This window comes from Mycolicibacterium llatzerense (genome assembly GCF_025331195.1).
Taxonomy (GTDB): domain Bacteria; phylum Actinomycetota; class Actinomycetes; order Mycobacteriales; family Mycobacteriaceae; genus Mycobacterium; species Mycobacterium llatzerense.
Genome location: NZ_LXOV01000001.1, coordinates 2721911 through 2747265, shown reverse-complemented (window position 1 = coordinate 2747265; position 25355 = coordinate 2721911). Strand labels below are relative to the sequence as shown.

Genomic DNA, 25355 nt, shown 5'->3' with positions numbered 1-25355 from the left:
TCTGGTCGCGCCGAGCGTGACCAGACGTGCACAAGTCCCTACTAGATCGGGGTGATCGGCAACCGGCGCAGTGCGCCGGGGGCGTCGACCGGGACGACGGGACGGTCCGGTGCGACCGGTTCGATCCGCTGGTAGGGCTCGCCCTGGGCCGGCCGCGCGTCGTCCTGGCCCTTGTTCGGCCACAGCGCCGCCGCGCGCTCGGCCTGCGCCGCGATCGAAAGTGACGGATTCACACCGAGATTCGCCGAGATCGCGGCACCGTCGGTGACGAACAGCGTCGGGTAGTTGTAGACGCGGTGGTACGGGTCGATGACTCCGGTCGCCTGGCTGTCACCGATCGCCGCGCCGCCCAGGAAGTGCGCGGTCAGCGGGATGTTGAACAGCTCGCCCCAGGTGCCGCCGGCGATACCGCCGACCTTCTCGGCCATCCGCCGGGTCGCCTCGTTGCCGACCGGGATCCAGGTCGGGTTGGGCTCACCGTGGCCCTGCTTGGACGACATGATCCGGAAGCCACCGGGCCCACGCTTGGTGAAGGTGGTGATCGAGTTGTCGAGGTGCTGCATCACCAGCGCGATCACGGTGCGCTCACTCCAGTGCTGCGGGTTGAGCAGGCGGATCAGCTCACGCGGGTCCTCGCCGGCCTGGTTCAGGAACTGCTTCCACCGCGGCACGTCGGTGCCCTGCGGGCCGGCGCCGTCCGTCATGAGCGTCTGCAGCATGCCCATCGCGTTGGAGCCCTTGCCGTACCGCACGGGTTCGATGTGGGTGTCCGGCGTCGGGTGAATCGATGAGGTGATGGCCACGCCGTGCGTGAGATCCATGTCCGTGGGCACCTCGCGGGTCTGGGCACCCACGATGGACTCGGAGTTGGTCCGGGTCAGCACGCCGAGCTTGTCCGACAGCTTGGTCAGCTTGCCGGTGTCGCGCACCTTGAACAGCAGCTTCTGCGTGTTGTAGGTACCGGCCGCGACGATCAGGTACTTGGCGGTGAAGGTTCGCTTGCCGCGCCGCACCCGGCCGTTGGTCCGTCGGGTCGCCACCTCCCACAGCCCGTCGCCGCGCTGCTGGAAGCTGGACACGGTGGTCAGCGGATGTACTTGTGCCCCCGCCTTTTCCGCGAGACCGAGGTAGTTCTTCACCAGGGTGTTCTTGGCGCCGTGCCGGCAGCCGGTCATGCACTCGCCGCACTCGATGCAGCCGGTGCGGGCCGGGCCGGCCCCGCCGAAGTAGGGGTCCGGAACCGTCTTGCCCGGCGTCTTCTCACCGTCGGCCCCGAAGAACACGCCGACCGGCGTCGCGACGAACGTGTCGGCGCAGCCCATGTCCTCGGCGACCTCTTTGATGATCTTGTCCGCGTCGGTGAACGTCGGATTCTGGACCACGCCGAGCATGCGCTGCGCCTGCTCGTAGTGCGGCATCAGCTCGGCGCGCCAGTCGGTGATGTCCTTCCACTGCGGGTCGTTGAAGAACGGGTCCGGCGGGATGTACAGCGTGTTGGCGTAGTTCAACGAACCGCCGCCAACGCCCGCGCCGGCCAGGATCATCACGTTGCGCAGCAGATGGATCCGCTGGATGCCGTACATGCCCAACTTGGGGGCCCACAGGAACTTTCGCAGGTCCCACGAGGTCTTGGCGAAGTCGGCGTCCGAATACCGGGGGCCGGCTTCCAAAACCCCAACGCGGTAACCCTTCTCGGTGAGCCGGAGGGCGCTGACGCTGCCTCCGAACCCCGAGCCGATGATCAAGACGTCGTAGTCAGGCTCCATGGCAAAAGTATGGACCTACCGCTCGGTAACCAGCTACCAAGGTATGCCTAACTCGCTACCGCCGGTACTAGCTACCGACAGTGAGGCCGACCTTCTGGAATTCCTTGAGGTCGCAGTACCCGGCCTTGGCCATCGACCGGCGCAGACCGCCGACCAGGTTGATCGAACCAAACGGGTCGTCGGACGGGCCGTTGAGCACCTGATCGAGCGACGGACGCTCGCCCAGCGCGACCTGCATCAGGGCACCGCGCGGCAGCGACGGGTGCGCTGCCGCGGCCGGCCAGAACCAGCCGTCACCAGGCGCCTCGGCGGCAGCGGCCAGCGGGGTGCCCAGCACAACCGCGTCGGCGCCGCAGGCGATGGCCTTGGCCAGGTCGCCAGAGGTGTGAATATCGCCGTCGGCCAGCACGTGCACGTAGCGGCCGCCGGTCTCGTCGAGGTATTCGCGGCGCGCGGCGGCAGCGTCGGCAATGGCGGTGGCCATCGGCACGCTGATGCCCAGGACCTCGTCGCTGGTCGTCGCCCCGTAGGTCGAGCCGTAGCCGACGATGACGCCGGCCGCGCCGGTCCGCATCAGGTGCAGCGCGGTGCGGTGATCGAGCACGCCACCGGCGACCACCGGCACGTCGAGCTCGGAGATGAAGGTCTTCAGGTTGAGCGGCTCGCCATCCTGGGCGACCCGCTCGGCCGAGATGATGGTGCCCTGGATGACCAGCAGGTCGATCCCGGCGGCGACCAGCGTCGGCGTCAGGGCCTGGGCGTTCTGCGGGCTGACCCGCACCGCCGTGGTGACACCGGCTTCACGGACCCGCGCGACAGCGGCGCCGAGCAGCTCCGGGTCCAGCGGGGCCGCGTGGAGCTGCTGCAGCAGCCGGACGGACGCCGACGGGTCGTCATCCTTGGCGGCGAGCTCGACGACCTGGGCGAGCTTGTCCTCGACATCCCGGTGCCGGCCGATCAGGCCTTCGCCGTTGAGCACGCCGAGGCCACCGAGACGTCCCATCTCGATCGCGAACTCGGGCGACACCAACGAGTCGGTCGGATGGGCCAGCAGCGGAAACTCGAACCGGTAGGCATCCAGCTGCCAGGCGGTGGACACATCCTGGCTGGAGCGGGTCCGCCGGGACGGGACGATGTTGATGTCATCGAGTTCGTAGGTACGACGAGCGGTCCGGCCCATGCCGATTTCAACCATGTCACGCATGTGTGTAGTGACTTCCTTGTCAGTTAGCGCGAGGAGTAGTTCGGGGCTTCGACGGTCATCGTGATGTCGTGCGGGTGGCTTTCCTTCAAGCCCGCCGCGGTGATCTGCACGAACTGCGCCTGCTGCAGATGCTCGATGGTGGCCGAGCCGGTGTAGCCCATGGCCGCCCGCAGACCGCCGGTGAGCTGGTGGATGACCGTCGACAGCGGTCCCCGGAACGGCACCCGGCCCTCGATGCCCTCGGGCACCAGCTTGTCCTCGGAGAGCACGTCGTCCTGGAAGTAACGGTCCTTGGAGTAGGACTTGCCCTGACCGCGGCCCTGCATGGCGCCCAGCGACCCCATCCCGCGGTAGCTCTTGAACTGCTTGCCGTTGACGAAGATCAGGTCACCCGGCGATTCGGCGGTACCGGCCAGCAGCGAGCCGAGCATCGCGGTCGAGGCGCCGGCGGCCAGCGCCTTGGCGATGTCGCCCGAGTACTGCAGGCCGCCGTCGGCGATCACCGGCACGCCGTAGGGACGGCACGCGGCGGTCGCCTCCAGGATCGCGGTGATCTGCGGCGCGCCGACACCGGCGACGACGCGGGTGGTGCAGATCGAGCCGGGCCCGACACCCACCTTGACGGCGTCGGCACCGGCCTCGCACAGCGCGGCGGCGGCGGACCGGGTGGCGACGTTTCCGCCCACGACCTCGATCTTGTCGCCGACGGCCTTCTTGAGGCGGGCCACCATGTCCAGCACGCCGCGGTTGTGGGCGTGCGCGGTGTCGACGATCAGCACATCGACCCCGGCATCGGCCAGCGTCATGGCACGCGTCCAGGCGTCGTCACCGACACCGACGGCCGCACCGACGAGCAGGCGTCCGTCGCTGTCCTTGGTGGCCAGCGGGAACTGCTCGGTCTTGACGAAGTCCTTGACGGTGATCAGCCCGGTGAGCTTGCCGTGCCCGTCGACGATCGGCAGCTTCTCGATCTTGTGCCGGCGCAGCAGGCCCAGCGCAGCTTCCGCGGACACGCCTTCTTGTGCGGTGATCAGCGGAGCCTTCGTCATCACTTCGGCGACGGCCTTGTCCTGGTCGACCTCGAAGCGCATGTCGCGGTTGGTGATGATGCCGACGAGCTGCCCGGCGGTATCCACGACGGGCAGGCCCGAGATCCGGAACCGGGCGCACATGGCGTCGACCTCGGCGAGGGTGTTGCTCGGCGAGCAGGTGACCGGATCGGTGACCATGCCGGCCTCGGACCGTTTGACGGTCTCGACCTGCGCGGCCTGCTCACTGAGCGGCAGGTTGCGGTGCAGTACGCCCATGCCGCCGGCACGGGCCATCGCGATCGCCATCCGCGACTCGGTGACGGTGTCCATGGCCGAGCTGACCAGCGGCACCCGCAGCCGGATGTTGCGCGTCAACTGGCTGGACGTATCGGCGGTGGCCGGGATGATGTCCGACGCCGCGGGCAGCAGCAGGACGTCATCGAAGGTCAGCCCGAGCATCGCGACCTTGGTCGGATCGTCACCGCCGGTCGGCACCGGAACAGAAATGGGAACGCTGCTTTCAGCGATCGACATGGGTGGGGCCTCCAGGGCAGACACAGTCGTGGATCTAAAAAGCCATCCTATCGGCCCTTACTATGTGCGCCGAACCCCACTCGGTGACGGCTCGCCGGGGTAACGGCTGGCGCATCGCCAGGGGTGATAAGTAGGGTGGACGTGTGCGTGACCACCTGCCGCCGGGCTTGCCACCCGACCCGTTCGCCGACGATCCCATGGACCCGTCGGCTGTTCTGGATGCGCTGGAGCCGGGGCAACCCCTGGACCCGCAGGAACGTATGGCCGTCGAGGCCGATCTGGCCGATCTGGCGGTCTACGAAACCCTGTTGGCACACAAGGGCATTCGCGGCCTCGTCGTCTGTTGCGACGAATGCCAGCAGGACCACTACCACGACTGGGACATGCTGCGGGCGAACCTGCTGCAGCTTCTGGTCGACGGCACGGTCCGTCCGCACGAGCCCGCCTACGATCCCGAGCCCGATGCCTACGTGACATGGGACTACTGCCGCGGCTACGCCGACGCGTCGCTGAACGAGGCGACCTCGGAGCACGACGGCTACCGCTGATTTTTTCTATTGACGTGCTGGACATCACGCCTGGCGCGCTGATCTTGCGCTGAGGGCGAAAAAGCCGAGTACGCAGCGCCGTGGTTACAGAGTCAACCGCTGGATGGACGCCGCGTGAATCAGTGCTGGCCGTGTCCCGAACCCGAACCCGACGGCACTTGCGTGGTGGTCACAACCGACCTCTCGCGCGTCGGCTCCTGCTGGGCTTCCTTGGTGGTCGGAGCGACAGTCGCCTGCACCGGCGGGTTCGTTGGTGCCGGTGTGGTCACCGAGGGCACCGTGACAGTCGGGGCGACGGTCGTGACCGTCTGCGCGGGTGCCGGGCTCTGGGTCGGTGACGGCGCAACCGTGGCCGACGCCGTGGGCGGGTTGGTGACGACGGGCTCGGTCGAGGGCACCGTCGCTGACTGGGTGGCGGTAGCCGTCGCAGTGGGCGGCACCGTCGACGGCGCGGAGGTGGCCGTCGATGCCGAGGACGACGGCGTCGACGTGGCGGTCGGGCTGCTCGATGTCGTCGACGACGCGGAACTTGACGTTTCGGTCGGGGACGTCGCGCTCGTCGACGAGGACGTGGCCGTCGTCTCCGACGGCGTCGATGCGCTGGTCGACGTCGAGGACGTGTCGGTCGACGTGGCTGTCGTGGACGACGAGGTGGTCGTCGACGTGCTGGACGTCGCGCTCGACGACGACGTGGGCTCGACCACCGGGACCGGCAACAGGGTCAGCGGCGAGGACGGCAGGACCGGCTGCGGCTCCCCCGGCGGCGGCAGCGTGGCTGCGGGGTTCTGCTCGACCACCTTGTAGGTCAAGGCATTCCACTGCTGGATCAGCTGTTGCTTGTGCTCTGGGGCGTCGACGCTCTGCACGGTCGGGCTCAGCGCCTGCAACTTGTCCTGCGCCTGCTGCCACTGGCCGTTGTCGATCAGCTGCTGCACTTGCTGCATCTCGGTCTGCGCAGCCAGCATCACCTGCTCGTCACTGACCCGTGGGGCGCCGAACATGGCGGTGTGCAGGCCGAACAGCGAGGAATTCGGTCCGGCTGTGTAGATCGCGGTGCCGAAGCCACCGAGGCACAACAGCGCGGCCGCGACCGAGCCGACGATGGTCAGCGATGTCCGAGATTCCTTGCGGTGCAACCCCTTCTGGAGGGCCGCCACAGCGTCACGGGCAGTGACGGGCGTCGTCACCGCGGGTTCGCGGATGCCGTCGCGCCAGTCGGCGAGCAGGAAGGCTAGCTCGGCTTCGGTGGAGTCCGTCGAGTACGCGTGCTCGTCGGCGGCGAGCGCGTCGAAGAATCGGTCGACGCGTCGAATCTCGTTGAGCGAGGGGTCACCGCCGCCCGGTGACCATTGTCCGGAGTCAGGCATGGCCACGCTCCGTCGAACCGATCTCGGACTTCAGCCGTGCCAGCGCCCGGTGCTGAGCGACGCGTACCGCGCCGGCGGTGCTGCCGACGGCCTCGGCGGTCTCCTCGGCGCTCATGCCGACGACGACACGCAGGATCAGGATTTCGCGCTGCTTCTCGGGCAGCACCGCCAGCAACCGGTTCATCCGGGCCGCCGCGTCGGCATCGATGGCCAACTGTTCGGGGCCCAGTTCGGTCGAGGGGCGGTCCGGTAGATCGTCGGTGGCTTCAGAGCGGTTGCGGCCGGCGGCGCGATGCGCGTCAGCAACCTTGTGAGCGGCAATGCCGTACACGAAAGCCAGGAACGGCCGTCCCTGGTCCTTGTACCGCGGCAGTGCCGTGATCACAGCTAAACACACCTCCTGAGCCACATCGTCCGCGGAAACACCCTGTCGTTCACCGACCCCGAAGCGCGCACGGCAGTACCGAACGACGATCGGGCGGATGGTTTCCAACACCTTGCGGAGCGCGTCGCGATTGCCGGCAACTGCGTCAGCAACGACAGCATCGAGACCATCTCCCGAAAATGTCATCGTGTGCGCGTTCTCCAGCGTTACGGACGAGGCGGTGCCGTGGTTGGTATGTCAGGACAACAGTAATGACTGGTGCGGGCGGCCAGACTCATCACGCCCATCGCCCGCCGCGGTCGCGTACGGTCGCGGCGGCGTCGTCGCGGATCTGCGCCAGCCCCTCCGGGCTGTGCTCGACGCTGCCGATATCACTCAACAGGCAACCCAATGCCCAGGTCAGCGGCACCAAGCCGAATTGTTGGGTATGCCCCAGAGCGGCGTCGGCGACCCGGCGGGACTCGTCGAACCGGCCCGCGCTGCACAACGCCGCCGAGTACACCACGTCGGTCTTCACGGCGTGGCGCGGCGAGCCCAGGTCACCGACGAGCTCCCGTGCGCGTTCGGCGTGCGCGACGGACTCCTCGCCACGGCCGCTGACCATAGCTAATTCGGCACTGACCCAGGCCAGCCGGACACGTTGACGCGGTACCCCGCTGTTCGCGGTGTCGATCACGGCCCGCTCGAGTAGCCGCTGCGCCACCCCGAACCGGCCGATCCCGAGGGCGTCGGCGGCCAGACCGACGAGCGCGTCGGCCCGCGCCTCGGCGGCGTCGGGCTGATGCGCGACCAACGCCCACGCCCTGCCGTCGGCGACCCGGGCCAGGCGGTGCCAACCGACCTGTCGGAGAAACGAGGCACGGGTGCTCTGCGCCAACGACAGCAACGAACCGTTCCCCCGACGCGCGACGGCGTCCAGATCAGCAAACGCGACGGCGTAGCGGCCCTGACCGCCGGCGGCGACGGCGCGCAGCCACAGCTCGTCGACCGAGTGCGCCGTCGGCAGCGGCCAACATGGCAGATCGTTGCCAAAAGCGGCGGCCCGGAGTCGGGCGGCTGGCTGGTCGGCAGAGGGCGTCGCGGTATCGGTTGCGGTCATCGAGTCAGCACGGTATCAATGGCGCACCGCCGTACAGCCCCGTTCCCTGACGCTGCGAGTTGGGCAGGTTTCGTTAATAATTAATGCTCGCCGTGTTAACAACATGTCAACGACATCCAATTCCGCCACAAATTGATCGATGTGGCGAACTGACGCGAACTGCAAAAACAGGGGCCTTCAGGCAGCGACAGACAATATCGCCACCATGTGTTTCGTTTCCAAAGCATCGCGTAGATGAACGTGATGTAAATTCTTGACCTGCACTTATGGGGTTTCGCACAGAGCGTGGCTATTGACGGAATTTGCCGAGTCCTTCTACGTTGTGTGCACGAGTTGTCATCGGCGACAAGTCCTCGGGCCATTTGCAGATCGACGCGCATCCAGAGATTTCAAATTGGATGCGCGGGGAGGAGTTCTTTCCCAATGCCACAGCCTCAGCAGCTTCCCGGACCCAACGCCGATATGTGGGATTGGCAGATGCACGGCACGTGCCGTGGCGTCGACTCCGCGGTGTTCTTCCACCCCGATGGCGAACGTGGTCGTGCTCGCGCCCAGCGTGAAATGCGCGCCAAAGAGATGTGCCGGGCCTGCCCGGTGATCACACAGTGCCGGTCGCACGCATTGGCCGTCGGCGAACCGTATGGCATCTGGGGCGGACTCAGTGAAGGCGAGCGCGAACTGTTGCTGAAACGGGGCATCCGCCGCGCGTCCTGATCACGTCTGCCGAAACGGCGTTCCAGCAGTGAGCTTCTCGAGCTTTCGCTGCCGGAACGCCGTTTTGCGTAGGCAGCACGCCCGTCAGTCGGGCTCTCCGTATTCGTCGAACCAATAGGCCAGTTTCCCGCGGCGGCTCACTGCGCGCAGTCTGCGTTCGGTGGCCTCGCGGGTGGTGCTGGTGCTGACGATCAGCAGCTCATCACCGGCTTCGAGGCGGGTGTCGGGCTGCGGCACAAAGGTGTCGCCCTTGCGGATGATCAGGGTGATCACGCTCGGATCGGGCAGCCGCAGTTCCAGCACCGTCACGTTGTGCAGCCGCGACTGCGGGAGCACCGTGAGGGTCAGCAGCTCCGCGTCGAGCACGTCCAGTGGCGCCGCTTCCACCTGAATCTCGCGGGTGACGTCGCGGCGGATGAGTCCGAGCCGGTGCGCGACCGGCTTCAGGCTCGGGCCCTGCACCAGGGTGAACACCACCACCAGCACGAACACGATGTTCAGCAGTCGCTGACTGTCGGGCACCCCGGTGACGATCGGATAGGTGGCCAGCACGATCGGCACCGCGCCGCGCAGTCCGGCCCACGACAGAAACACCTGCTCGCGCCAGGGCACCCGGAAACCGATGAGCGACAACACCACCGACAACGGCCGCGCCAACAGCAGCAGAACCAGGCCGATGACGACGGCCGGCAGCAGGTCGTCGCCGAGCTGGCTGGGCGTGACCAGCAGCCCGAGCAGCACGAACAGCCCGATCTGCGCCAGCCAACCGAGTCCCTCCGCGAACGACCGGGTGGCGGCGCGGTGCGGCAGTCCCGAGTTCGCCAGCACCAGGCCGGTCAGGTAGGCGGCAAGGAACCCGCTGGCGTGCGTGACGCCGCAGGCCGCGAAGGCCACCGTGCCCAGGCCGAACGTCGCGAGGGGGTACAGACCCGACGCCGGTAGCGCGATGCGGCGCAGGGTGACGGCGCCGAGGTAGCCGCACAACACGCCGATCGCCGCGCCGACCGCCAGCTCGTAGACCAGGTCGAGCAGTCCGTGCCCCGGATCGAAGGCCAGCGGAACCACGCTGAACATCAGCACCAGGATGACGGCCGGGGCGTCGTTCAGGCCGGACTCGGCCTCCAGCAGACCGGCCACCCGCCGGGGCAACGGCAGCACCCGGAGCACGGAGAACACCGCCGCGGCGTCGGTGGACGAGACGATGGCGCCGAGGAGCAGCGCCAGTTGCCAGTCCATGCCCAACAGCAGATGAGCGCCCGCCGCGGTGACGGCAGTACTGACGGCCACGCCGAGGGTGGCCATCACCGCGGCCGGCGCCAGACTCTTGCGGACGTCGCTGAACTTGGTGGTGAGACCACCTTCGATGAGGATGATGGCCAGCGCCGCGGTGCCCAGGTCCCGGACCAGGGCGACGTCGTCGAACCGGAGCCCGATGCCGTCTTCGCCGACCAGCACCCCGAGGCCGAGGAACAGCAGCAGACTGGGCAGGCCGACGCGGGTGGCGAGCCGGGTGGCCACGATGCTGGCCAGTAGCACCAGCGCGCCGATGAGCAGCACCTTGTTCAGCTGCTCCAGCGTCATCCACGTCCTCATTCCGATCGGCGGCCGAAGCAAATGTATCTGGGAACCTGCTGCGGGCTGCGGTAGGCGACAATGACTGCGTGAGCACCCGGGGCATGCGAGTCGCGATCGCCGGCGCCGGCGCGGTGGGCCGGTCGGTGGCGCAGGAACTCGTCGCCAACGGGCACAAGGTCCTGCTGATCGAACGCGACATCAACAAGTACGAGCCGCCGACGGTCCCCGAGGCCGACTGGCTGTGGGCCGACGCCTGCGAAGTGGCCTCACTCGAGGAGTGCGGCATCCAGACGTGCGACGTCGTGATCGCCGCGACGGGCGACGACAAGGCGAACCTCGCGATGGCGCTGTTGGCGAAAACCGAGTTCGGCGTGCCGCGGGTGGTCGCGCGCGTGAACAACGTGGCCAACGAGTGGTTGTTCACCGACGACTGGGGTGTCGACGTCGCGGTGTCGACGCCGCACGCGATGGCCGCCGGGGTCGAGGGCGCCATCGATGTCGGTCACCTAGTGCGGCTGATGGGGCTACGTCAGGGGCACGCGAACCTGACGAAGTTCACGCTGCCACCGGACAGCCCGTTGATCGGACGCACCATCAGGGACCTGACCCTGCCGCCGAACACACTGTTGGTGACGGTGCAGCGCGGCAGCAGGATCATCGTGCCCAAGTCCGGGGACAGCTTCGAGGACGGCGACGAATTGCTGTTCGTCGCAGACGAATCCGTCGACGGCGACATCCGCGACCTCATCCACGGCAGTTAGAACACGTAGCAGTACCTGCTGGTCGGCACCGAGTCGAGATTGGTGTGGGCGCCGAAGCGCATCACGCTCTCGACCATGAGAGTCATACGGCGCTGCAGTTCCGCATCGTCGCCCCCGCTGCCGTAGAACGCGTGCACGTCGGTCATGGCCGCCATGTGGAACAGCTCCTCGACGACGGCGTCGACCCGCTCGGTGCCGTGCACCGTGCGCAGGACCCGGTTCTGTACGTAGCCGAAGGTGTCCTGGGTGTCGATGGCGACGCTGGTGTGTTGTCCCTGCCAGATCTGGAGCCAGTCGGCCGGATCGAGATCCGTCGGGATCCGCAGGAAGCCGATCTGCGCCAATGCCGTTGTCCGAATACCGTTTTCCACGTCGGGCGGCACCAGCCGCACCGTCTCCTCGACTTCCCAGCCGGCACTGCGCGCAGAGATCGCGGCCAGCAGGTCGGAAATGGGGTCCGGATCGACGCCGGCGTCGGTCCACACACTGACCACCGCCGGCACCGGGTTGTCGAAGGTGGTGATGCGCAACATCGCCGCCTCGACGTCGGCGTCGTCGACGTTGATCTGCAACCGGCCCACCCCCGCGGCCCGCAGCAGTACATGTAGTTGGGTCGACTGCAGGGCGGTGTCCAAACCGGCGCCCCACAAGGCGTAGATCAGCTTCACGACGTCAGCCGTGCTTCGCAGCCATGGGCGCGGACTGCATCACGCCACCGGCCTTGAGCCACTCACCTACGACGCGCGGCGCGTCGCGCACGGGGTTGTAGACGTCCTCCTCCGAGGAGAACAGGTTGTCCCCGGCGTAGACGAGGCGGGTGATGTTGGGGAAGCCGAACACCTTGCCCGGCTCGGTGGGATGGTCCAGGGCATTGATGATCTCGGTGACGATCGCGCCGTTCTCCTCGTCGATCGCGACCCAGGTGTGCGGGAATCGCATGTGCGGGAACGGCTTCATCACGCCGATGATCCATTCGCGGACCGCCTCGCGGCCGTGCATCTCGCCGTAGGCGTGCTCGATGTAGTGCACGTCCTCGGTGAACAGATCGGCGAACGGGCCCCAGTCCCCTGTGTTCGAACAGACCTCGACGACCTTGGTGTAGTGATCGAGCGCGGCCATCAGCTCGTCCCTGGTGAAGCGTGGCATGTGCAAACCTCCAAGAAGACTAGAATCAATTTCAGTTTTGGGACTCTACCCAACATCTAGAATTCGTTCCAGACCCAAAAAGGAGCTGCACCGTGGCAAGAATCGCCGAACCGCGCCCGGCCGCCGAGCCCAGCTCGGCCGTGCAGCAGCAGCGTCGTGCCGCGATCCTGCAGGCCACCGCAGCCCTGGCGGCACAGAAGCCGGCCGACCAGGTCCAGATGAACGAGGTCGCACGCGCGGCCGGGGTCGCGCTGGGCACCCTGTACCGCTACTTCCCCTCCAAGACCCACCTGTTCGTCGGCCTCATGGCCGACCGGGTGGACCGGATGCAGGACGGCATCCGTCGCCGGAAGGTGCCGGCCGGAACCGCCGCCGATCGCGTCTTCGACGTCCTGTCGCGCGCCACCCGCCCGATGCTGCGTCAGCCGCACCTGACCGCCGCAATGCTCAACTCGCTGAACACCGCCGATGCGACGGCCGTGGTCGAGGTGGGGCATATCGACCGCCAGGTCCGCAGCATGTTGCTGACCATCTGCGGGGTGGATGATCCGGGGCCACAAGATATTTCGTTGATGCGGCTGGTTCAGCACACCTGGCACGGCATCCTGCAGTCCAGCCTCAACGGGCGAATCTCCGCCGACGAGACGGAGGACGAAATTGAGCTGGCCTGCCGGCTGATCCTGGCACCGCTGTCGGACAACGAATAACCGCCGGCTTAGGCCCGGAAACAACCTTCAAAATGACCGTTCGCGATTCCTGCTGTCTGCATGAACGAGTGCGTGACGATCGGGCCGACCATCCGAAACCCGGCTGCTCGCAACGCCGCTGAGAGTCGGTCGGATTCGGGGCTGGTCATCCGTCCATCACTGCAGCTCCGCAATCGATGACGCTGACGCGGCCGATACCGCCAGCCCAATTCAGCGAGCGAGCATGTCGACAGCAGCCGCGCATTGTGTACGGTGGCCTCAATCTTGCGCCGATTGCGAATGATGTTGGTATCGACCATCAATCGCTCGACATCATCGCGGGTCATCGCAGCGACAACGGCCGGGACGAAGCCATGGAACGCGCGGCGCAGGTTGTTCCGCTTATCGAACACGGCAGCCCAGGACAATCCGTTCTCGAAGTATGTCAACGCGAGCATTTCGAACAACATGGCCTCGTCGTGGGTCGGCGTGCCCCATTCCTGATCGTGATAGGCCCGCAGATCCCGGCCGGTTTCGGTCGCCCACCGGCACCGGGTGACGCCGTCGGCGCCGGTGACCACTGTCGGCGCCGTAGGTGGCATTCCGACGCCCGCCATCGCCTTCATTACCCGGCCCGGCGCCAGACGTTGCCGTGAGTCGCCGCCAGATGTGCCGCATCGTCAAGTGCCCTCTGCAGGTCGCCGGCCGGATCCGGCGTCAGCATGGACGACTGGAATCGCACTTCATCGATATGCCGTATTCCCGCTTGGTTGAGCCACATTCGCAGATAGGCGGCATGGTGGTCCACCCCGAACGCCGGCTCGGCGACTCCCCGTGCATAGACGCCGGAAGTCAGCGCCAGAGTTGCGTGCTTGTCCTTGAGCAGTCCTGCATAGCCGGACTGAGGGTCCAGCCGCCACAACATCCCGGGCTGATGAACCAGGTCGATGTAGTGCTTGAGCCGATACGGGATTCCCGAGTTCCACATCGGTGATGCGATGAGATACCGATCCGCCGAGATGAAGCGCGCGGCGATCGCCACGATCTCATCCCAGGCGCTCTGTCCGGTCCCGTCCTGCGCCGCACCCTTGATGACGTTCATCTTGGCAGCCGCTTTGTCGCCGTCGAACGCCGGGAGCTCCGCATCCCACAGGTCGAGTGTGTCGATGTCGAGGTCGGGCATTGCGACGCCAAGCGCGTCCAAGTACGCGGTGGCGAGCTGAATCGACTTCGAATCTCCCTTGCGCGGAGAGGCTTGTATGTAGAGCAACTTCGTCATGGCTGCACTCCTTGTCCTGGTTCGAAAGCTCAACGACCAGAGGGGACTTCGGCGAATCCCGGTTCTCCCGCGTCGACGACGGAATTGAACCGGTAGCGGGTGTCCAACCGCTCGCTGATTTCCTGGATCGCGCTATCGGGGAGCGCCGTGACATCGAAGTTCTCGACGATCCTCGCGGGCGTCACGGAGGCGGTAAGAACGGCGCTACCGCGCTGAATGCCCCACGCCAGCAGCACCTGCGCCGGCGTCTTCCCGAACTGCTGTGCCAACGAGACGATGAGCGGGTCATCGAGCAGTCGCGGTTCCAACGCATGGCCGAGCGACGCGAATGCCAGCAGCACGATGCCGTGTGTCTTGCACAATTCGTGCAACTCCCATTGCGGGTGGTACGGGTGCGATTCCACTTCCACGACTGCCGGTTTGATGCGCGCGCCGTCGATGATCTCCCGCGTTTTCGCGGCACTGATATCCGAAAGGCCTATTGCGCCAGCGAGTCCCGCGCCGACCAGGTTTTCCATGGCGCCCCAGGTTTCCGCCAAGGTCACGCCGTCGTCATAGATGACGGCACCACGCGCGTCGCGCGGATCTTGGTCGTCACCGGGCCGGAAGGCGAACGGCGTGTGCATTAGGTACAGGTCGACCGTGTCGAGCCCGAGTCGATCGAGGCTGGCCTGCAGCGCCGGCTTCACTCGTTCGGGGCGATGGTTGTTGTTCCAGAGCTTGGTGGTCACGAATAGGTCCTCGCGGCGCACGGTGCCGTTCGCGAACAGCTCCTTCAGCGCCGCTCCGACCTGCGCTTCGTTGCGGTACCGCTCAGCCGCGTCCAAGTGGCGGAATCCCACTTCGACGGCCGCCGTGATCGTGGCTTCGGTCTTGGTGCGGTCGGACAGCAACGCGCCGAACCCCAGGGCCGGGATCGCACCGCTGCCGTTGTTCAGCGGGAACCTCAATTGCGTCAGCTCGTCATTCGATGTCATGGTTGGTTCTTCCTTGGTGGTATCTGAATCTATTGGTAATCAAAGGTTTTCGATGCTTCATCCGTCATCGGCCGCTCCCCGACAAAGCGGCGACGGCCTCGGCCGTCGTCCAGACCGCGCTGGCGAGGAATCGGAAATTCACCAGGGCGGCCAGATACCCGTCTCCCTCAGGCAGACGCGGGCCGGCCGTCGCATCCTTGACAACCACCACTTCGAACCCCTGCTCGACCAGCTCCCGCAGGTGCCCTTCCACGCACAGGTTGGCAGCCATGCCCGCCAGGATCACCTGACTCACGCCACGCTTCCTGAGTTGCAGCACAAGGTCATTCGACTCAGGGCCGACAATCTTGTGCGGCGAGGTGATCACGGTATGACCGTCGTGAATGTGGTGCCGGTAGGCAGGCAGGAAGTCCGCGCCGGATTCGGCGAAGCCGTCCATCGTGTACGCGCCGGTCCGCGAAAACATGCCGACCCCGCCCATGAATTGCTCGAGCGGATCACCGAACCGCCACTGCTTGTCGGTCGGATAGAAATAGTGCGGCGACACCGCGACCGTGACGCCTGCCCGCCGGGCGGCGTCGAACAACTCGCCGATGTGCGTGACGGTGTTGTTCTCGTCGATGCTCGCACCGAATACCGGCCACGACGCACCCTCAGGACTGAGGAAGTCGATTTGCGGATCGGTGACAACGAGCGCGACGTGCGCACGGTCGAGCGCGAAGCCCGAACTCGGAAGCGCTGGATGCTGCGGTTCGGCGTAACTGTCCGGAGTGGTCATGGGGAGCGTCCTCGCGATCGGTGCGTGTTGCCCCTCCAAAATAGATGACCGGTCGTCTATAAATCAAGAGCTGCCGAAAGATCGATTGAATGATTCAGATCACTGCAGCAGTGCCGGCAGTGTGACCGTCTCGAATCTGTCATAGGGTGCACGGCTGCGCGTCACCTTGCCCCGCAGGGCAGCACCCTCCCACGCCTCGATCAACACAGCGGCCAGCTCGTGCGAACCGAGGTCGGCGCTGACGTCGCCGGAACTCTCCTGCCCCCACCGCACACAGTCGGCGAGAGCATCGCCCCACCGATCCAGGATGCGGACCAGCTCGGCACGGACAAGATCACTGGATCCTCCGAGTTCGAGCGACATGTTCCCCACCAGGCAACCGAGCAGAAAATCGGCGGACTCGTGTTCGTCGGCGAGCGCATGGAAGAACCGCTCGAGGCGCTCTCGGGCCGGCCCGTCAGCGTCGAGCAGCGGCAGTATCCGCGCCTCGATATCCGACCAATAGTCTTCGAGCACGGCCGCCGCAAGCGCTTCCTTGCTGGGAAAGTAGGCGTAGAACGACCCCTTCGGCACACCCGCGGCGTCGGTGATCTCCTTGACCCCACTGGCGGCAAAGCCATGTGCGTGCACAAGATCACGGCCCGCGGCCAGCAGACGGCGGCGTACGTCGGGGTTGGGCGGGCGTGGCATCGCTCAATCTTAGCCGACCGGTCACCTATTAATGATTGGCTCCTACAGTCGCACCGCCGCCGATAGCCTGATCCCGTCGCGGTGGCCGTCCGCACCGAGCCCCGACTCCGCACCGTGAAGGAGAGTTTTCATGACCATCCAAGCCGACCAGAACACCTCACCCGAGGGCACCGTGACCGTGGTCGAGAGCGGCGCGGGGACCTACACGCAAGACATCATCGCCGGCGGGCACCGGTTGGTCGCCGACGAGCCCCGCCCGTTCGGCGACGACGCGGGACCGTCACCGTATGACCTCCTGCTGTCCGCCTTGGGCGCGTGTACCTCCATGACCATCCGGATGTACGCCGACAAGAAGGGACTGCCCCTCGAGCAGGTGCGGGTGTCGTTGCGGCACTCGCGGATTCACGCAAAGGACTGCGCCGAATGCGAGACGCAACAGGGCATGGTCGACCACATCGATCGTGACATCCAGTTGATCGGCGACCTCGACGACGATCAGCGGGAGAAGCTGCTGGCCATCGCCGAACGCTGCCCCGTGCACCGTACGCTGACGTCGACGGTGCACGTCTCTACGACATTGCGGCCGGCCTAACTCGCGGCCTGCGTGATGATGTGGTCGACTTCCGCAGCGCGAACGGCCATTTCGGCGTGCGCCTTGTCGAGCGCGTCGGCCTGATCCTCGTCGGCCTTCATCATCCCCTCGATGTCGAAGCCGGCCATGTCCAGCACGCCCATGTCCGCGAACGCCTTCTGCACCTTGGGGCCCCACAGCCCAATGTCCTTGACAATCGGAACGATTCGGCTGAAAAGGTGCGAACGGAACTGGCTCAGCATGGGCGCCGTCTCGACCCAGTCGACACACGCCTGGACGTCGAGGCCGAGCGCGTCGTACACCTCGTCGCCCCGAAGCCGGTCACGCATGAGGTAACAGGCCTCCACGACGAACTCTTCGCGCTCGTTCCGCTCGGCGTCACTGATCTGGGAGTAGTAGTCCTTCAACGAGATTCGGCCGAAGGCGACGTGCCGGGCCTCGTCCTGCATGACGTAGGCCAGCACCTGTTTGGCCAGCGAATTGGGCGCCGCCAGGTCGCGCTGCACCCCGAACGCAGCGAGCGCGAGGCCTTCGATGAGCACCTGCATGCCGAGATAGGGCATGTCCCAGCGTGAGTCGCGCAGGGTGTCCTCGAGCAGCACGGACAGATTCTTGTTGACCGGGTAGACGACGCCGACTTTCTCCTGCAGGAAGCGCGAGAATGTCTCGACGTGGCGGGCCTCGTCCATGGTCTGGGTGGCCGCGTAGAACTTCGCATCCAGGTCCGGCACGACCTCGACGATCTTCGCCGCGCACACCATCGCGCCCTGTTCGCCGTGCAGGAACTGGGAGAACTGCCAGGCCTGCGAGTGTTGGCGCATCTCGGCGCGCCGCTTCTCGTCGGCCGACTCCCACATCGGGCTGCCGAACAGCGGATGGAACTCGTCGGGCAGGCCGATCGGGTTCATCGGATCAACGTCCTGCGACCAGTCGATCCGCGACTGGGCGTCCCACTGCTTGTCCTTGCCCTTTTGGTACAGGGACAGCAGGCGCGCGCGGCCGTCGTCATATTCCCAGGTGAAGCGTGCATCGCCGCCGCTCGGAACGTCCCAGGAGTAGGGCGTGGGCACCTGCGTGTACTTGTCCTTCGTGGTCACGAACGGCCGCCTCTCTGCCCCCGATGTGTCCAGATAGAAATATGACCTGTATCACAGTGCGCCGCGGGCGACCGAGTCGTCAACTACCGGGTTGGCGTTTCTCGATGAAGGCCAATACGCCCTCGAGTGCGCTCGGATCCATCATGTTGCAGGCCATCGTCGTTCCGGCGTCCGCGTAGGCGGCTTCGATTCCGACCTCGATCTGGCGGTAGAACAACGACTTTCCCATCGCGACCGCGACCGCGGGCTTGGCGACAATGCTCGCGACGATGGCTTCGACCTCATCGTCAAGCGACTCCGGGGCGGCCACCCGATTGACCAGCCCCAACACCTTGGCCTCCTGCGCGGAGATGAATTCTCCGGTCACGAGCATCTCGAACGCGGCCTTCTGCGGAATGTTGCGCGACAGCGCGACTCCCGGTGTCGCACAGAACAATCCGACGTTGATGCCGCTGACCGCGAAGCGTGCGTCGTGGCTCGCCACCGCAAGATCGCACATGGCGACCAGCTGGCAACCGGCAGCGGTCGCCAGACCCTGTACCCGTGCGATCACCGGCACCGGTAACCGCTGGATCGCTAGCATCACCTCGGTGCACTGCGCGAACAGATCCTGGTAGTACTCCAGTGACGGCTCCGCGCGCATCTCCTTGAGGTCGTGCCCGGCGCAGAACGCCTTGCCGGATGCCCCGAGCACGACGGCCCGCACCGTCCCGTCGTTGGCGAGTGCCGCGAAGGCCTCCCCCAATTGCGTGAGCATCGCCTCGGACAGCGCGTTGAAGGCTTGCGGACGGTTCAGCGTCAGCGTGACGACGCCGCGGTCGTCGCGGTCGTGCCGCAGCAGCGGTTCGGTCATCGTCGGACGCTAACACTGATTTTCCGACCCCAGCCGGCTCGTCCGTCTATCAGCGGGCGCCCTCGAGAAAGTACGTCGTCATGGGCCCTTTCCCCTTGACGTCGACCACCTGTGGGTCGCTGAATTCGTAGCGGTGCGCAAGGAGCCCGTGGGTGGATTCGGACACCTGGATCTGGTGCGGGCGGCCACTCGATTCCATGCGGCTCGCCGTGTTCACAGTGTCGCCCCACAGGTCGTAGATGAACTTGCGCTGCCCGATCACACCCGCGACCACCGGGCCCGACGAGATGCCGATCCGCATCGAGATAGGACTCGGCCAGCTCGATGACAGCCGGGTGACGGTGCGTTGCATGTCGAGGGCCAGCTCGGCCATTGATGCGGCGTGGTCCGCGTCGGGGTTGGGCAGGCCGGCGACTGCCATGTACGCGTCGCCGACCGTCTTGATCTTCTCGATGCCCCGCCGGTCACAGAGCTCGTCGAACGCGCGGAACATCGTGTCCAGCAGCTGCACCAGCGCCTCGGGTGTCAGCGTCTCGGACAGGGGCGTGAAGCCGACGATGTCGGAGAACAACACGCTGACGCTCGGCGCTGAGTCGGCGATGGTCAGCGCGCCGTCCCGCAACCTGTCGGCGATCGGGGCCGGCAACACGTTGTACAGAATCTCCTCGGTCCGGGCCCGCTCCTGCTCGACTTCCCGCTGCCGGAGAAAGTCGATACGCCGCAGCCGCTCCAGCGCATAGGCGACCAACAGGCTGATGGCGGCCAGTCCCGCGATCTGCGGCACCAGCATGCCGAGCTCGTCCAGGCTGCCCCGGACGCACGGCAGCGCGACGGCCACCGCGATGAACACCGCGGTGTTCGCCAGCGCCGCGTGCATGCGCAGCCGCAGCAGGCCGACTGCGCCCAGAAGCGTCACGGTGGCAGAGGTCATCAGGTACTGGGTCGGGAAGTCCGCGACACTTGCGAGCACCGGCCCCAGTAGCACCTGGACGATCGTCAGCAACGCGACCGTGCCGATCTGCAGATGCTCCTGGAGCATTCGCACCCGGCGGATCACCACGATCCCCAGGAGGAAGAAGCCTATGGTCGCCGCTCGGACGATCAGTGCACCTGCGACGAACCCGTGCAGAACGAGGAGATCCACCACCGCGTACACAGCGGTGAACACGATGCCGACCAGCTGGGCGAAGGTGGCCGCCCGCAGCCCGTTCGCGTCGTCGTGCGCCCGGAATTCCCGCTCGGAGTCTTCGTCGTCGAACTCCAGCATCCACTTGCGCATATGGAGCTGGGCATGCCGCTGCTGCACCCAGCACCGCACCGATAGTGCATCCACAGGGCGAAACTAGCCGAGACCCGGGCCTGCCGTACCTGAGTTCCATCACCTCGCGCGGTTGTGAGGGCTGTACAGAGAAATCGGCACGATTCCCTGCACTCACAGTCGGAGCGCCCACCGGCGACAGGGTTAATTCTGCCAACCGTGGATCAAATCCTGCCGACCGGAATGTGCCTGCGACACAGCAGGTTTAAACCATCAGAGCACCAACAACAACCGAAGAAGGGGTTTCGAAATGAAGAAGTTCGGCTTTGCCACCCTGATCGCATCGAGCATGACCGCCGCCGTCCTGGGCCTGGCCGTTCCCGCTCAAGCGACCACCGGAACCCCGATCGGTCCGCACTACGGCGTCGACAACCACGACAACACCTACACGACCAACGGGTTCTACGACCAAGCGTTCTGAACCAGAAACACGAAAACGCCCCCGGCCCAACAGGACCGGGGGCGTTTCGTTGGAACTACCTAGTGGGCGTGGCCGTGGTGGCCGTGCCCGTGATCGGCTTCCTCAGCCGGCTTCTCCACGATGGCCGTCTCGGTCGTCAGGATCATCCGGGCCACCGAAGCGGCGTTGAGCACCGCGGACCGGGTCACCTTGGCCGGGTCGACGATGCCGTCGGCCAGCAGGTCACCGTAGGTCAAGGTGGCGGCGTTGAAGCCCTGTCCGAGGGGCAGCTCGGACACCTTGTTCACCACGACCGAACCGTCCAGTCCGGCGTTGGTGGCGATCCAGTACAGCGGGGCCGACAGCGCCGAGGAGAAGACCTCGAGGCCGATCAGCTCGTCGCCGGTCAGCGAGCCACGCAGGCCATCCAGTGCGGAACGGGCCTGGACCAGAGCGGCGCCACCACCGGTGACGATGCCCTCTTCCACCGCAGCCTTGGCGGCGGCGACGGCGTCCTCGACGGCTTCCTTGCGCTTCTTCAGGTCGGTCTCGGTGGCAGCGCCGACCTTGATGACGGCCACGCCGCCGGCCAGCTTGGCGAGGCGCTCTTCGAGCTTCTCGCGGTCCCAATCCGAGTCCGAAGCCTCGATCTCGCTGCGCAGCTGCGCCTTGCGGCCGTCGATGGCCTCGGCGGTACCGCCACCGTCGACGATCACGGTGCTGTCCTTGGTGACCACGACGCGACGGGCGGTGCCCAGCACGTCCAGGCCGGCGTCGCGCAGGACCAGGCCCACGTCCGGGTTGACGACCTGGCCACCGGTGACGACGGCGAGGTCATCCAGGAACGCCTTGCGGCGGTCACCGAAGAACGGCGCCTTGACCGCGACGGCCTTGAGGGTCTTGCGGATGGCGTTGACGACCAGGGTCGACAGCGCTTCGCCCTCGATGTCCTCGGCGATGATCAGCAGCGGCTTACCGGCCTGGGCGACCTTCTCCAGCAGCGGCAGCAGGTCGGGCAGCGAGCTGATCTTGTCGCGGTGCAGCAGCACCAGCGCGTCCTCGAGGACCGCTTCCTGGGAGTCGAAGTCGGTGACGAAGTACGCCGACAGGAAGCCCTTGTCGAAGCCGACGCCCTCGGTGACCTCGAGCTCGGTGTTCAGGGTCGAGGACTCCTCGACGGTGACGACGCCGTCGGCACCGACGCGGGTCATGGCCTCACCGACCAGCTCGCCGATCAGTTCGTCGCGCGACGAAACGGTCGCGACCTGGGCGATGGCGGTCTTGTCGGACACCGGCTTGGCCGCGGCCAGCAGGGCCTCGGACACCGCGTCGGCGGCCCTCGAGATGCCCACACCGAGCGCGATCGGGTTGGCACCGGCAGCGACGTTGCGCAGGCCGGCCTTGACGATGGCCTGAGCCAGGACGGTGGCGGTGGTGGTGCCGTCGCCGGCGACGTCGTTGGTCTTGGTCGCGACGGACTTGACCAGCTGGGCGCCCAGGTTCTCGAACGGGTCTTCCAGGTCGATGTCGCGGGCGATGGTCACGCCGTCGTTGGTGACCTGCGGGCCACCGAAGGCCTTGGCCAGCACCACGTTCCGGCCGCGCGGGCCGATGGTCACGCGGACTGCGTCGGCGAGCTTGTCGACACCGGCTTCCATGGCCCGGCGCGCAGCTTCGTTGAATTCAATGAGCTTGCTCATTAGAGCCTTTCGCTGATACGCATACCGCCCCGGACATCACCCGTGCGGACACGGGGATTTCCGGGGCGGGACACGAATGCTTACTTGGAAACGACAGCCAGCACGTCGCGGGCAGAGAGGATCAGGTACTCCTCGCCGTTGTACTTGATCTCGGTGCCGCCGTACTTGCTGTAGATGACGGTGTCGCCCTCGGCAACGTCCAGGGGGATCCGCTTCTCGCCATCCTCATCCCAGCGGCCGGGGCCAACTGCGACGACGGTGCCTTCCTGCGGCTTTTCCTTGGCGGTGTCAGGGATGACCAGACCGGAAGCGGTCGTGGTCTCGGCCTCGTTGGCCTGAACGAGGATCTTGTCCTCGAGTGGCTTGATGTTGACTGCCACGATGGAAGCCCTCCACTTGGTTGGGGTGTTGATCCAGGGCCAATCCCCGGATGCCAGGTTGTTCGGCAAGCGTCCTGACCACACACCGTCGTCGCGGGTGCCGGAGCGCGGTTGGCCGCGTGCCACCTAGCACTCTATACACGCGAGTGCTAGCGCTCAAGGGTGGGGCAGTGCCGGATCGACCAAACTCGCTGTGGGCTGAAACCGAGGCCCACCCGGCTGAGTTGCCGGGCTACTCAGCAGCCGGTGCCGTGTTGACCAGGAGCAGGTTCGACGTCGCCCGATGGGTGATGGTGTTGGCCGTCGAGCCCAGGACGCGGGCGAAGCCCGCCATGCCACGGTTTCCGATCACGACGAGGTCATATTCGGCGGTCGCGAGCACGTCGGCCGGATCACCGAGCAGCGCCTGCCGGGCCAGCGAGCCGGTGACCTCCAGTTGGCTTGCGACATTCTCGAGCGTCTCCTCGGCCGCGGAGGTGTCACCGGCGACGGTGACCAGGACCGGCCGGACGCCGAGGGCGGCCGCCAGGTCGTACCCGGCACGCACCGCGCGCACCGAGGTGTCGGAGCCGTCGGTGGCCAGGGCGATCGTCTGCACTGCCGCGACGGCCTTGCGCACGAATAACACATCCACAGGACTGTGGTGGGACAACTCGTTCGAGGTGCTCCCCCACAACCGGCTGGCAGTCTGGCCGAGCCCTGCCGCACCAACCACGATCAGCGCGCGGTCGGACTGCGCCGCGGCGTCGACCAGTGCGTCGAACGCACTGCCCTTCACCGGAATCCTCTCGATCGCCGTGACTCCCAGCGCGGTGAGATCGACGTCGGCGCCCTCGGCCGTCAGCTCCGCCCACGGCTGTTCGCGCCCTCCGGGCACCGAGACGCTGGGCTTCCACGCGGTGACGACGGTGACCGGCACACCGAGCACAGCCGCCACCACACCAGCGACGGTGACGGCGTCGGTTGCCTCGTCGGATCCGTCGGTGCCGACGACGATCCTGGAATAGGGCGCCATTGCGGTCCTTTCGGTCACGTGGGATCAGGCCCCGAAGACGAGGATGTGGACGGCGCCGACGACGACGCCCAGGAGCCCGCCGTGGGCATACAGCAGCCACGCGTCCTGCTCGATCGCCGAGTACAGCATCTCGCCGAACCGGTCGGGCGGCAGCGCCCGGAACTTCTCGGTCGCGAACGTTTCGATCTTCTTGGCCTGGGTCTTGTTGAACCCGGGGTCGTAGAGGACGCTCGGGGCGAAATCGACCAGCTTGTCCCCGGCGCCGCGTTGCAGTCCTTCGACATCGACGACTCCGAACGAGTTGCGGGCGACGACCAGGTACGGGCCCAGGATGCGCTCGGCTTCTTCTCCGACCGCGGACTGGATCAGCGCGCGGGTCTTGTCCGCGCTGGCACCGTTGAGCAGTTCGTGCGCGAAGTTCTTGACCGTCAGGACCTGTAACGACAGCATCGTGGCGAGTTCGTGGGCGGCCTGGTGCTGCCGCTTCGCGAAAAGCCCTTGCTTCCAGAGATATTTGTAGCGGGGCTGTGGCTCGCCGGGCTCGAACACCACCTTGATCGCGATGATGTTGACGACGATGCCGATCACCGCGGCTCCGCCGAGCACCCACAGCCAGGTCGGCAGGAAGTGCAGGATCGAGTCGAGGAATCCCGGCAGGTGGATGGCGAAACCGCCATGGGCCGAAGCGTGTTCGCGCGCCTCGTCGCTGGAGTAATAGATCAGCGACAGCCACAGCGCCAGCAGGATGCCGAACGGGAAGCCCAGCGCGCCGATGCGCACCATGAACCGCAGTTCGGGCACCGCCATGCCTTTGATGATGTCCCGCAACACTTCTGGATTACGGCGCAGGAAGTTGACGGTCATCAGCTTGACGTTGAGCAGCTGGTCGATGTTCTCGCCGATCTTGGCGAAGGCGCGCTTGGAAATGGTCGGCAATTCGGCGTCGACCGTCTGCAGCACCTCGTCCTTCAACGGCTGCGGAAGTGACCGCCACATCTGCGGATGCCGGGCCTCGATGATCTCGGTGGTCAACCGGCCGATATCCGGTCTGGCGGCCACCGCGATCGCTTTGGCGAGTTTGTCGGGATTGAGTTGTTCATAGAAGTCCGAGATCTTGCCGATCCGGGCGATGGATGTGTCGACGATCAAGCTGGCCATCTTCTCGGCGCGACACGGAATGAATCCCTGGAAACCCAGAATTCCGTTGGGCGCGAAGGTCGGCAGAATCTGGACCTTGCGCGGCAGAAAGGGAAATATCCGTTTCAGGCCCGGCACGTAGAACCCGGTGAACCGCACCGGCGCGAACAACATGATCACGCCGGTCCAGTTGGTTATCAAACCGGCGATCATGCTGAAGATCGGCACGCTGATGATGTCGACGATGAATTTCGATTGTCCGGTGAGCTCCTCCCAATCAAGAAAGGGCCCGGCAGCGAGCGTTGTCATGGAATGTCCCTGGG

27 protein-coding genes are annotated in these 25355 nt (G+C 66.1%); 6 read left to right on the top strand and 21 right to left on the bottom strand.

Annotated features, from left to right (window positions below; translation table 11 throughout):
• Positions 1–41: 41 nt before the first annotated feature.
• The 3 genes from A7G45_RS13520 to guaB form a co-directional block, all read right to left on the bottom strand.
• Positions 42–1766: a GMC family oxidoreductase gene (locus A7G45_RS13520; protein ID WP_071288183.1), complete on the bottom strand. Its 1725-nt coding sequence runs from the start codon at positions 1764–1766 to the stop codon at positions 42–44.
• Positions 1767–1833: 67 nt separating this feature from the next.
• Entirely contained in the window at positions 1834–2961 is a 1128-nt protein-coding gene (locus A7G45_RS13515) for a GuaB3 family IMP dehydrogenase-related protein (protein WP_197063808.1), read from the bottom strand.
• A gap of 32 nt (positions 2962–2993) precedes the next feature.
• On the bottom strand, positions 2994–4535 hold the full coding sequence (gene guaB, locus A7G45_RS13510) for an IMP dehydrogenase (RefSeq protein WP_043396833.1): 1542 nt from the start codon (positions 4533–4535) through the stop codon (positions 2994–2996).
• A gap of 143 nt (positions 4536–4678) precedes the next feature.
• On the opposite strand from guaB, the gene A7G45_RS13505 reads away from it, so the two are divergent.
• On the top strand, positions 4679–5083 hold the full coding sequence (locus A7G45_RS13505) for a DUF5319 domain-containing protein (RefSeq protein ID WP_020102483.1): 405 nt from the start codon (positions 4679–4681) through the stop codon (positions 5081–5083).
• 119 nt (positions 5084–5202) lie between these two features.
• On the opposite strand, the gene A7G45_RS13500 is transcribed toward A7G45_RS13505, so the two are convergent.
• From A7G45_RS13500 to A7G45_RS13490, 3 genes are all read right to left on the bottom strand, one after another.
• Complete coding sequence (locus A7G45_RS13500) at positions 5203–6450, bottom strand: anti-sigma-D factor RsdA (protein ID WP_260937665.1); 1248 nt, start codon at positions 6448–6450, stop codon at positions 5203–5205.
• Positions 6443–7021, bottom strand: a complete 579-nt coding sequence (locus A7G45_RS13495) for a sigma-70 family RNA polymerase sigma factor (protein ID WP_043396838.1) — start codon at positions 7019–7021, stop codon at positions 6443–6445. Before A7G45_RS13495 ends, A7G45_RS13500 begins: the two co-directional genes overlap by 8 nt.
• 91 nt (positions 7022–7112) lie before the next feature.
• Entirely contained in the window at positions 7113–7934 is an 822-nt protein-coding gene (locus A7G45_RS13490; protein ID WP_043396840.1) for a tetratricopeptide repeat protein, read from the bottom strand.
• Positions 7935–8357: 423 nt separating this feature from the next.
• Between A7G45_RS13490 and A7G45_RS13485 the strand changes: the two genes are divergently transcribed.
• Positions 8358–8648 (top strand): WhiB family transcriptional regulator, encoded by a 291-nt coding sequence (locus tag A7G45_RS13485; RefSeq protein ID WP_043396841.1) that lies wholly within the window; start codon positions 8358–8360, stop codon positions 8646–8648.
• A gap of 84 nt (positions 8649–8732) precedes the next feature.
• Here A7G45_RS13485 and A7G45_RS13480 read toward each other — a convergent pair whose 3' ends face one another.
• On the bottom strand, positions 8733–10229 hold the full coding sequence (locus A7G45_RS13480) for a potassium/proton antiporter (protein ID WP_043396842.1): 1497 nt from the start codon (positions 10227–10229) through the stop codon (positions 8733–8735).
• 95 nt (positions 10230–10324) lie between these two features.
• On the opposite strand from A7G45_RS13480, the gene A7G45_RS13475 reads away from it, so the two are divergent.
• Positions 10325–10984, top strand: coding sequence for a potassium channel family protein (locus A7G45_RS13475; protein ID WP_043396843.1), 660 nt, complete (start codon positions 10325–10327; stop codon positions 10982–10984).
• Here the strand turns inward: A7G45_RS13475 and A7G45_RS13470 are convergent.
• A complete protein-coding gene (locus tag A7G45_RS13470) occupies positions 10981–11652 on the bottom strand; it encodes a hypothetical protein (RefSeq protein ID WP_043396845.1) in 672 nt (223 codons plus the stop codon). The two genes, A7G45_RS13475 and A7G45_RS13470, sit on opposite strands and share 4 nt — an antisense overlap.
• A 4-nt stretch (positions 11653–11656) precedes the next feature.
• Positions 11657–12130, bottom strand: coding sequence for a nuclear transport factor 2 family protein (locus A7G45_RS13465; protein ID WP_043396847.1), 474 nt, complete (start codon positions 12128–12130; stop codon positions 11657–11659).
• 92 nt (positions 12131–12222) lie between these two features.
• On the opposite strand from A7G45_RS13465, the gene A7G45_RS13460 reads away from it, so the two are divergent.
• Positions 12223–12837, top strand: coding sequence for a TetR/AcrR family transcriptional regulator (locus A7G45_RS13460; protein WP_043396849.1), 615 nt, complete (start codon positions 12223–12225; stop codon positions 12835–12837).
• An 8-nt stretch (positions 12838–12845) separates the two neighbouring features.
• Here A7G45_RS13460 and A7G45_RS13455 read toward each other — a convergent pair whose 3' ends face one another.
• The 5 genes from A7G45_RS13455 to A7G45_RS13435 form a co-directional block, all read right to left on the bottom strand.
• Positions 12846–13418 (bottom strand): DNA-3-methyladenine glycosylase I, encoded by a 573-nt coding sequence (locus A7G45_RS13455; RefSeq protein WP_043397130.1) that lies wholly within the window; start codon positions 13416–13418, stop codon positions 12846–12848.
• A gap of 23 nt (positions 13419–13441) precedes the next feature.
• Positions 13442–14095, bottom strand: coding sequence for an FMN-dependent NADH-azoreductase (locus tag A7G45_RS13450; RefSeq protein ID WP_043396851.1), 654 nt, complete (start codon positions 14093–14095; stop codon positions 13442–13444).
• A gap of 29 nt (positions 14096–14124) precedes the next feature.
• A complete protein-coding gene (locus A7G45_RS13445; protein ID WP_043396853.1) occupies positions 14125–15072 on the bottom strand; it encodes an aldo/keto reductase in 948 nt (315 codons plus the stop codon).
• A 64-nt stretch (positions 15073–15136) separates the two neighbouring features.
• The gene (locus A7G45_RS13440) at positions 15137–15850 is read right to left on the bottom strand and encodes a cysteine hydrolase family protein (protein ID WP_043396855.1); all 714 of its coding nucleotides are present in this window, start codon (positions 15848–15850) and stop codon (positions 15137–15139) included.
• Positions 15851–15949: 99 nt separating this feature from the next.
• Complete coding sequence (locus tag A7G45_RS13435) at positions 15950–16540, bottom strand: TetR/AcrR family transcriptional regulator (RefSeq protein ID WP_043396857.1); 591 nt, start codon at positions 16538–16540, stop codon at positions 15950–15952.
• 130 nt (positions 16541–16670) lie between these two features.
• Between A7G45_RS13435 and A7G45_RS13430 the strand changes: the two genes are divergently transcribed.
• Entirely contained in the window at positions 16671–17132 is a 462-nt protein-coding gene (locus A7G45_RS13430) for an OsmC family protein (protein WP_043396859.1), read from the top strand.
• Here A7G45_RS13430 and A7G45_RS13425 read toward each other — a convergent pair.
• From A7G45_RS13425 to A7G45_RS32515, 3 genes are all read right to left on the bottom strand, one after another.
• Entirely contained in the window at positions 17129–18229 is a 1101-nt protein-coding gene (locus A7G45_RS13425) for a ferritin-like domain-containing protein (RefSeq protein ID WP_043396861.1), read from the bottom strand. The genes A7G45_RS13430 and A7G45_RS13425 overlap by 4 nt on opposite strands.
• Before the next feature lie 79 nt (positions 18230–18308).
• Positions 18309–19082 carry an enoyl-CoA hydratase gene (locus tag A7G45_RS13420; protein ID WP_260937664.1) on the bottom strand — a complete coding sequence of 258 codons (774 nt, stop codon included), beginning with the start codon at positions 19080–19082 and terminating at the stop codon, positions 18309–18311.
• A 49-nt stretch (positions 19083–19131) separates the two neighbouring features.
• Complete coding sequence (locus A7G45_RS32515) at positions 19132–20415, bottom strand: adenylate/guanylate cyclase domain-containing protein (RefSeq protein WP_260937663.1); 1284 nt, start codon at positions 20413–20415, stop codon at positions 19132–19134.
• A 235-nt stretch (positions 20416–20650) separates the two neighbouring features.
• Between A7G45_RS32515 and A7G45_RS13410 the strand changes: the two genes are divergently transcribed.
• Complete coding sequence (locus A7G45_RS13410; RefSeq protein WP_168176106.1) at positions 20651–20821, top strand: hypothetical protein; 171 nt, start codon at positions 20651–20653, stop codon at positions 20819–20821.
• Between the two features lie 59 nt (positions 20822–20880).
• On the opposite strand, the gene groL is transcribed toward A7G45_RS13410, so the two are convergent.
• The 4 genes from groL to A7G45_RS13390 all read right to left on the bottom strand — a co-directional run bounded on the left by groL (position 20881) and on the right by A7G45_RS13390 (position 25341).
• On the bottom strand, positions 20881–22500 hold the full coding sequence (gene groL, locus A7G45_RS13405; protein ID WP_071288197.1) for a chaperonin GroEL: 1620 nt from the start codon (positions 22498–22500) through the stop codon (positions 20881–20883).
• A gap of 80 nt (positions 22501–22580) precedes the next feature.
• Positions 22581–22883, bottom strand: coding sequence for a co-chaperone GroES (gene groES / locus A7G45_RS13400; protein ID WP_029367666.1), 303 nt, complete (start codon positions 22881–22883; stop codon positions 22581–22583).
• 229 nt (positions 22884–23112) lie between these two features.
• On the bottom strand, positions 23113–23895 hold the full coding sequence (locus tag A7G45_RS13395; RefSeq protein ID WP_260937662.1) for a universal stress protein: 783 nt from the start codon (positions 23893–23895) through the stop codon (positions 23113–23115).
• 24 nt (positions 23896–23919) lie between these two features.
• Positions 23920–25341 (bottom strand): DUF445 domain-containing protein, encoded by a 1422-nt coding sequence (locus tag A7G45_RS13390; protein ID WP_260937661.1) that lies wholly within the window; start codon positions 25339–25341, stop codon positions 23920–23922.
• Positions 25342–25355: the final 14 nt, after the last annotated feature.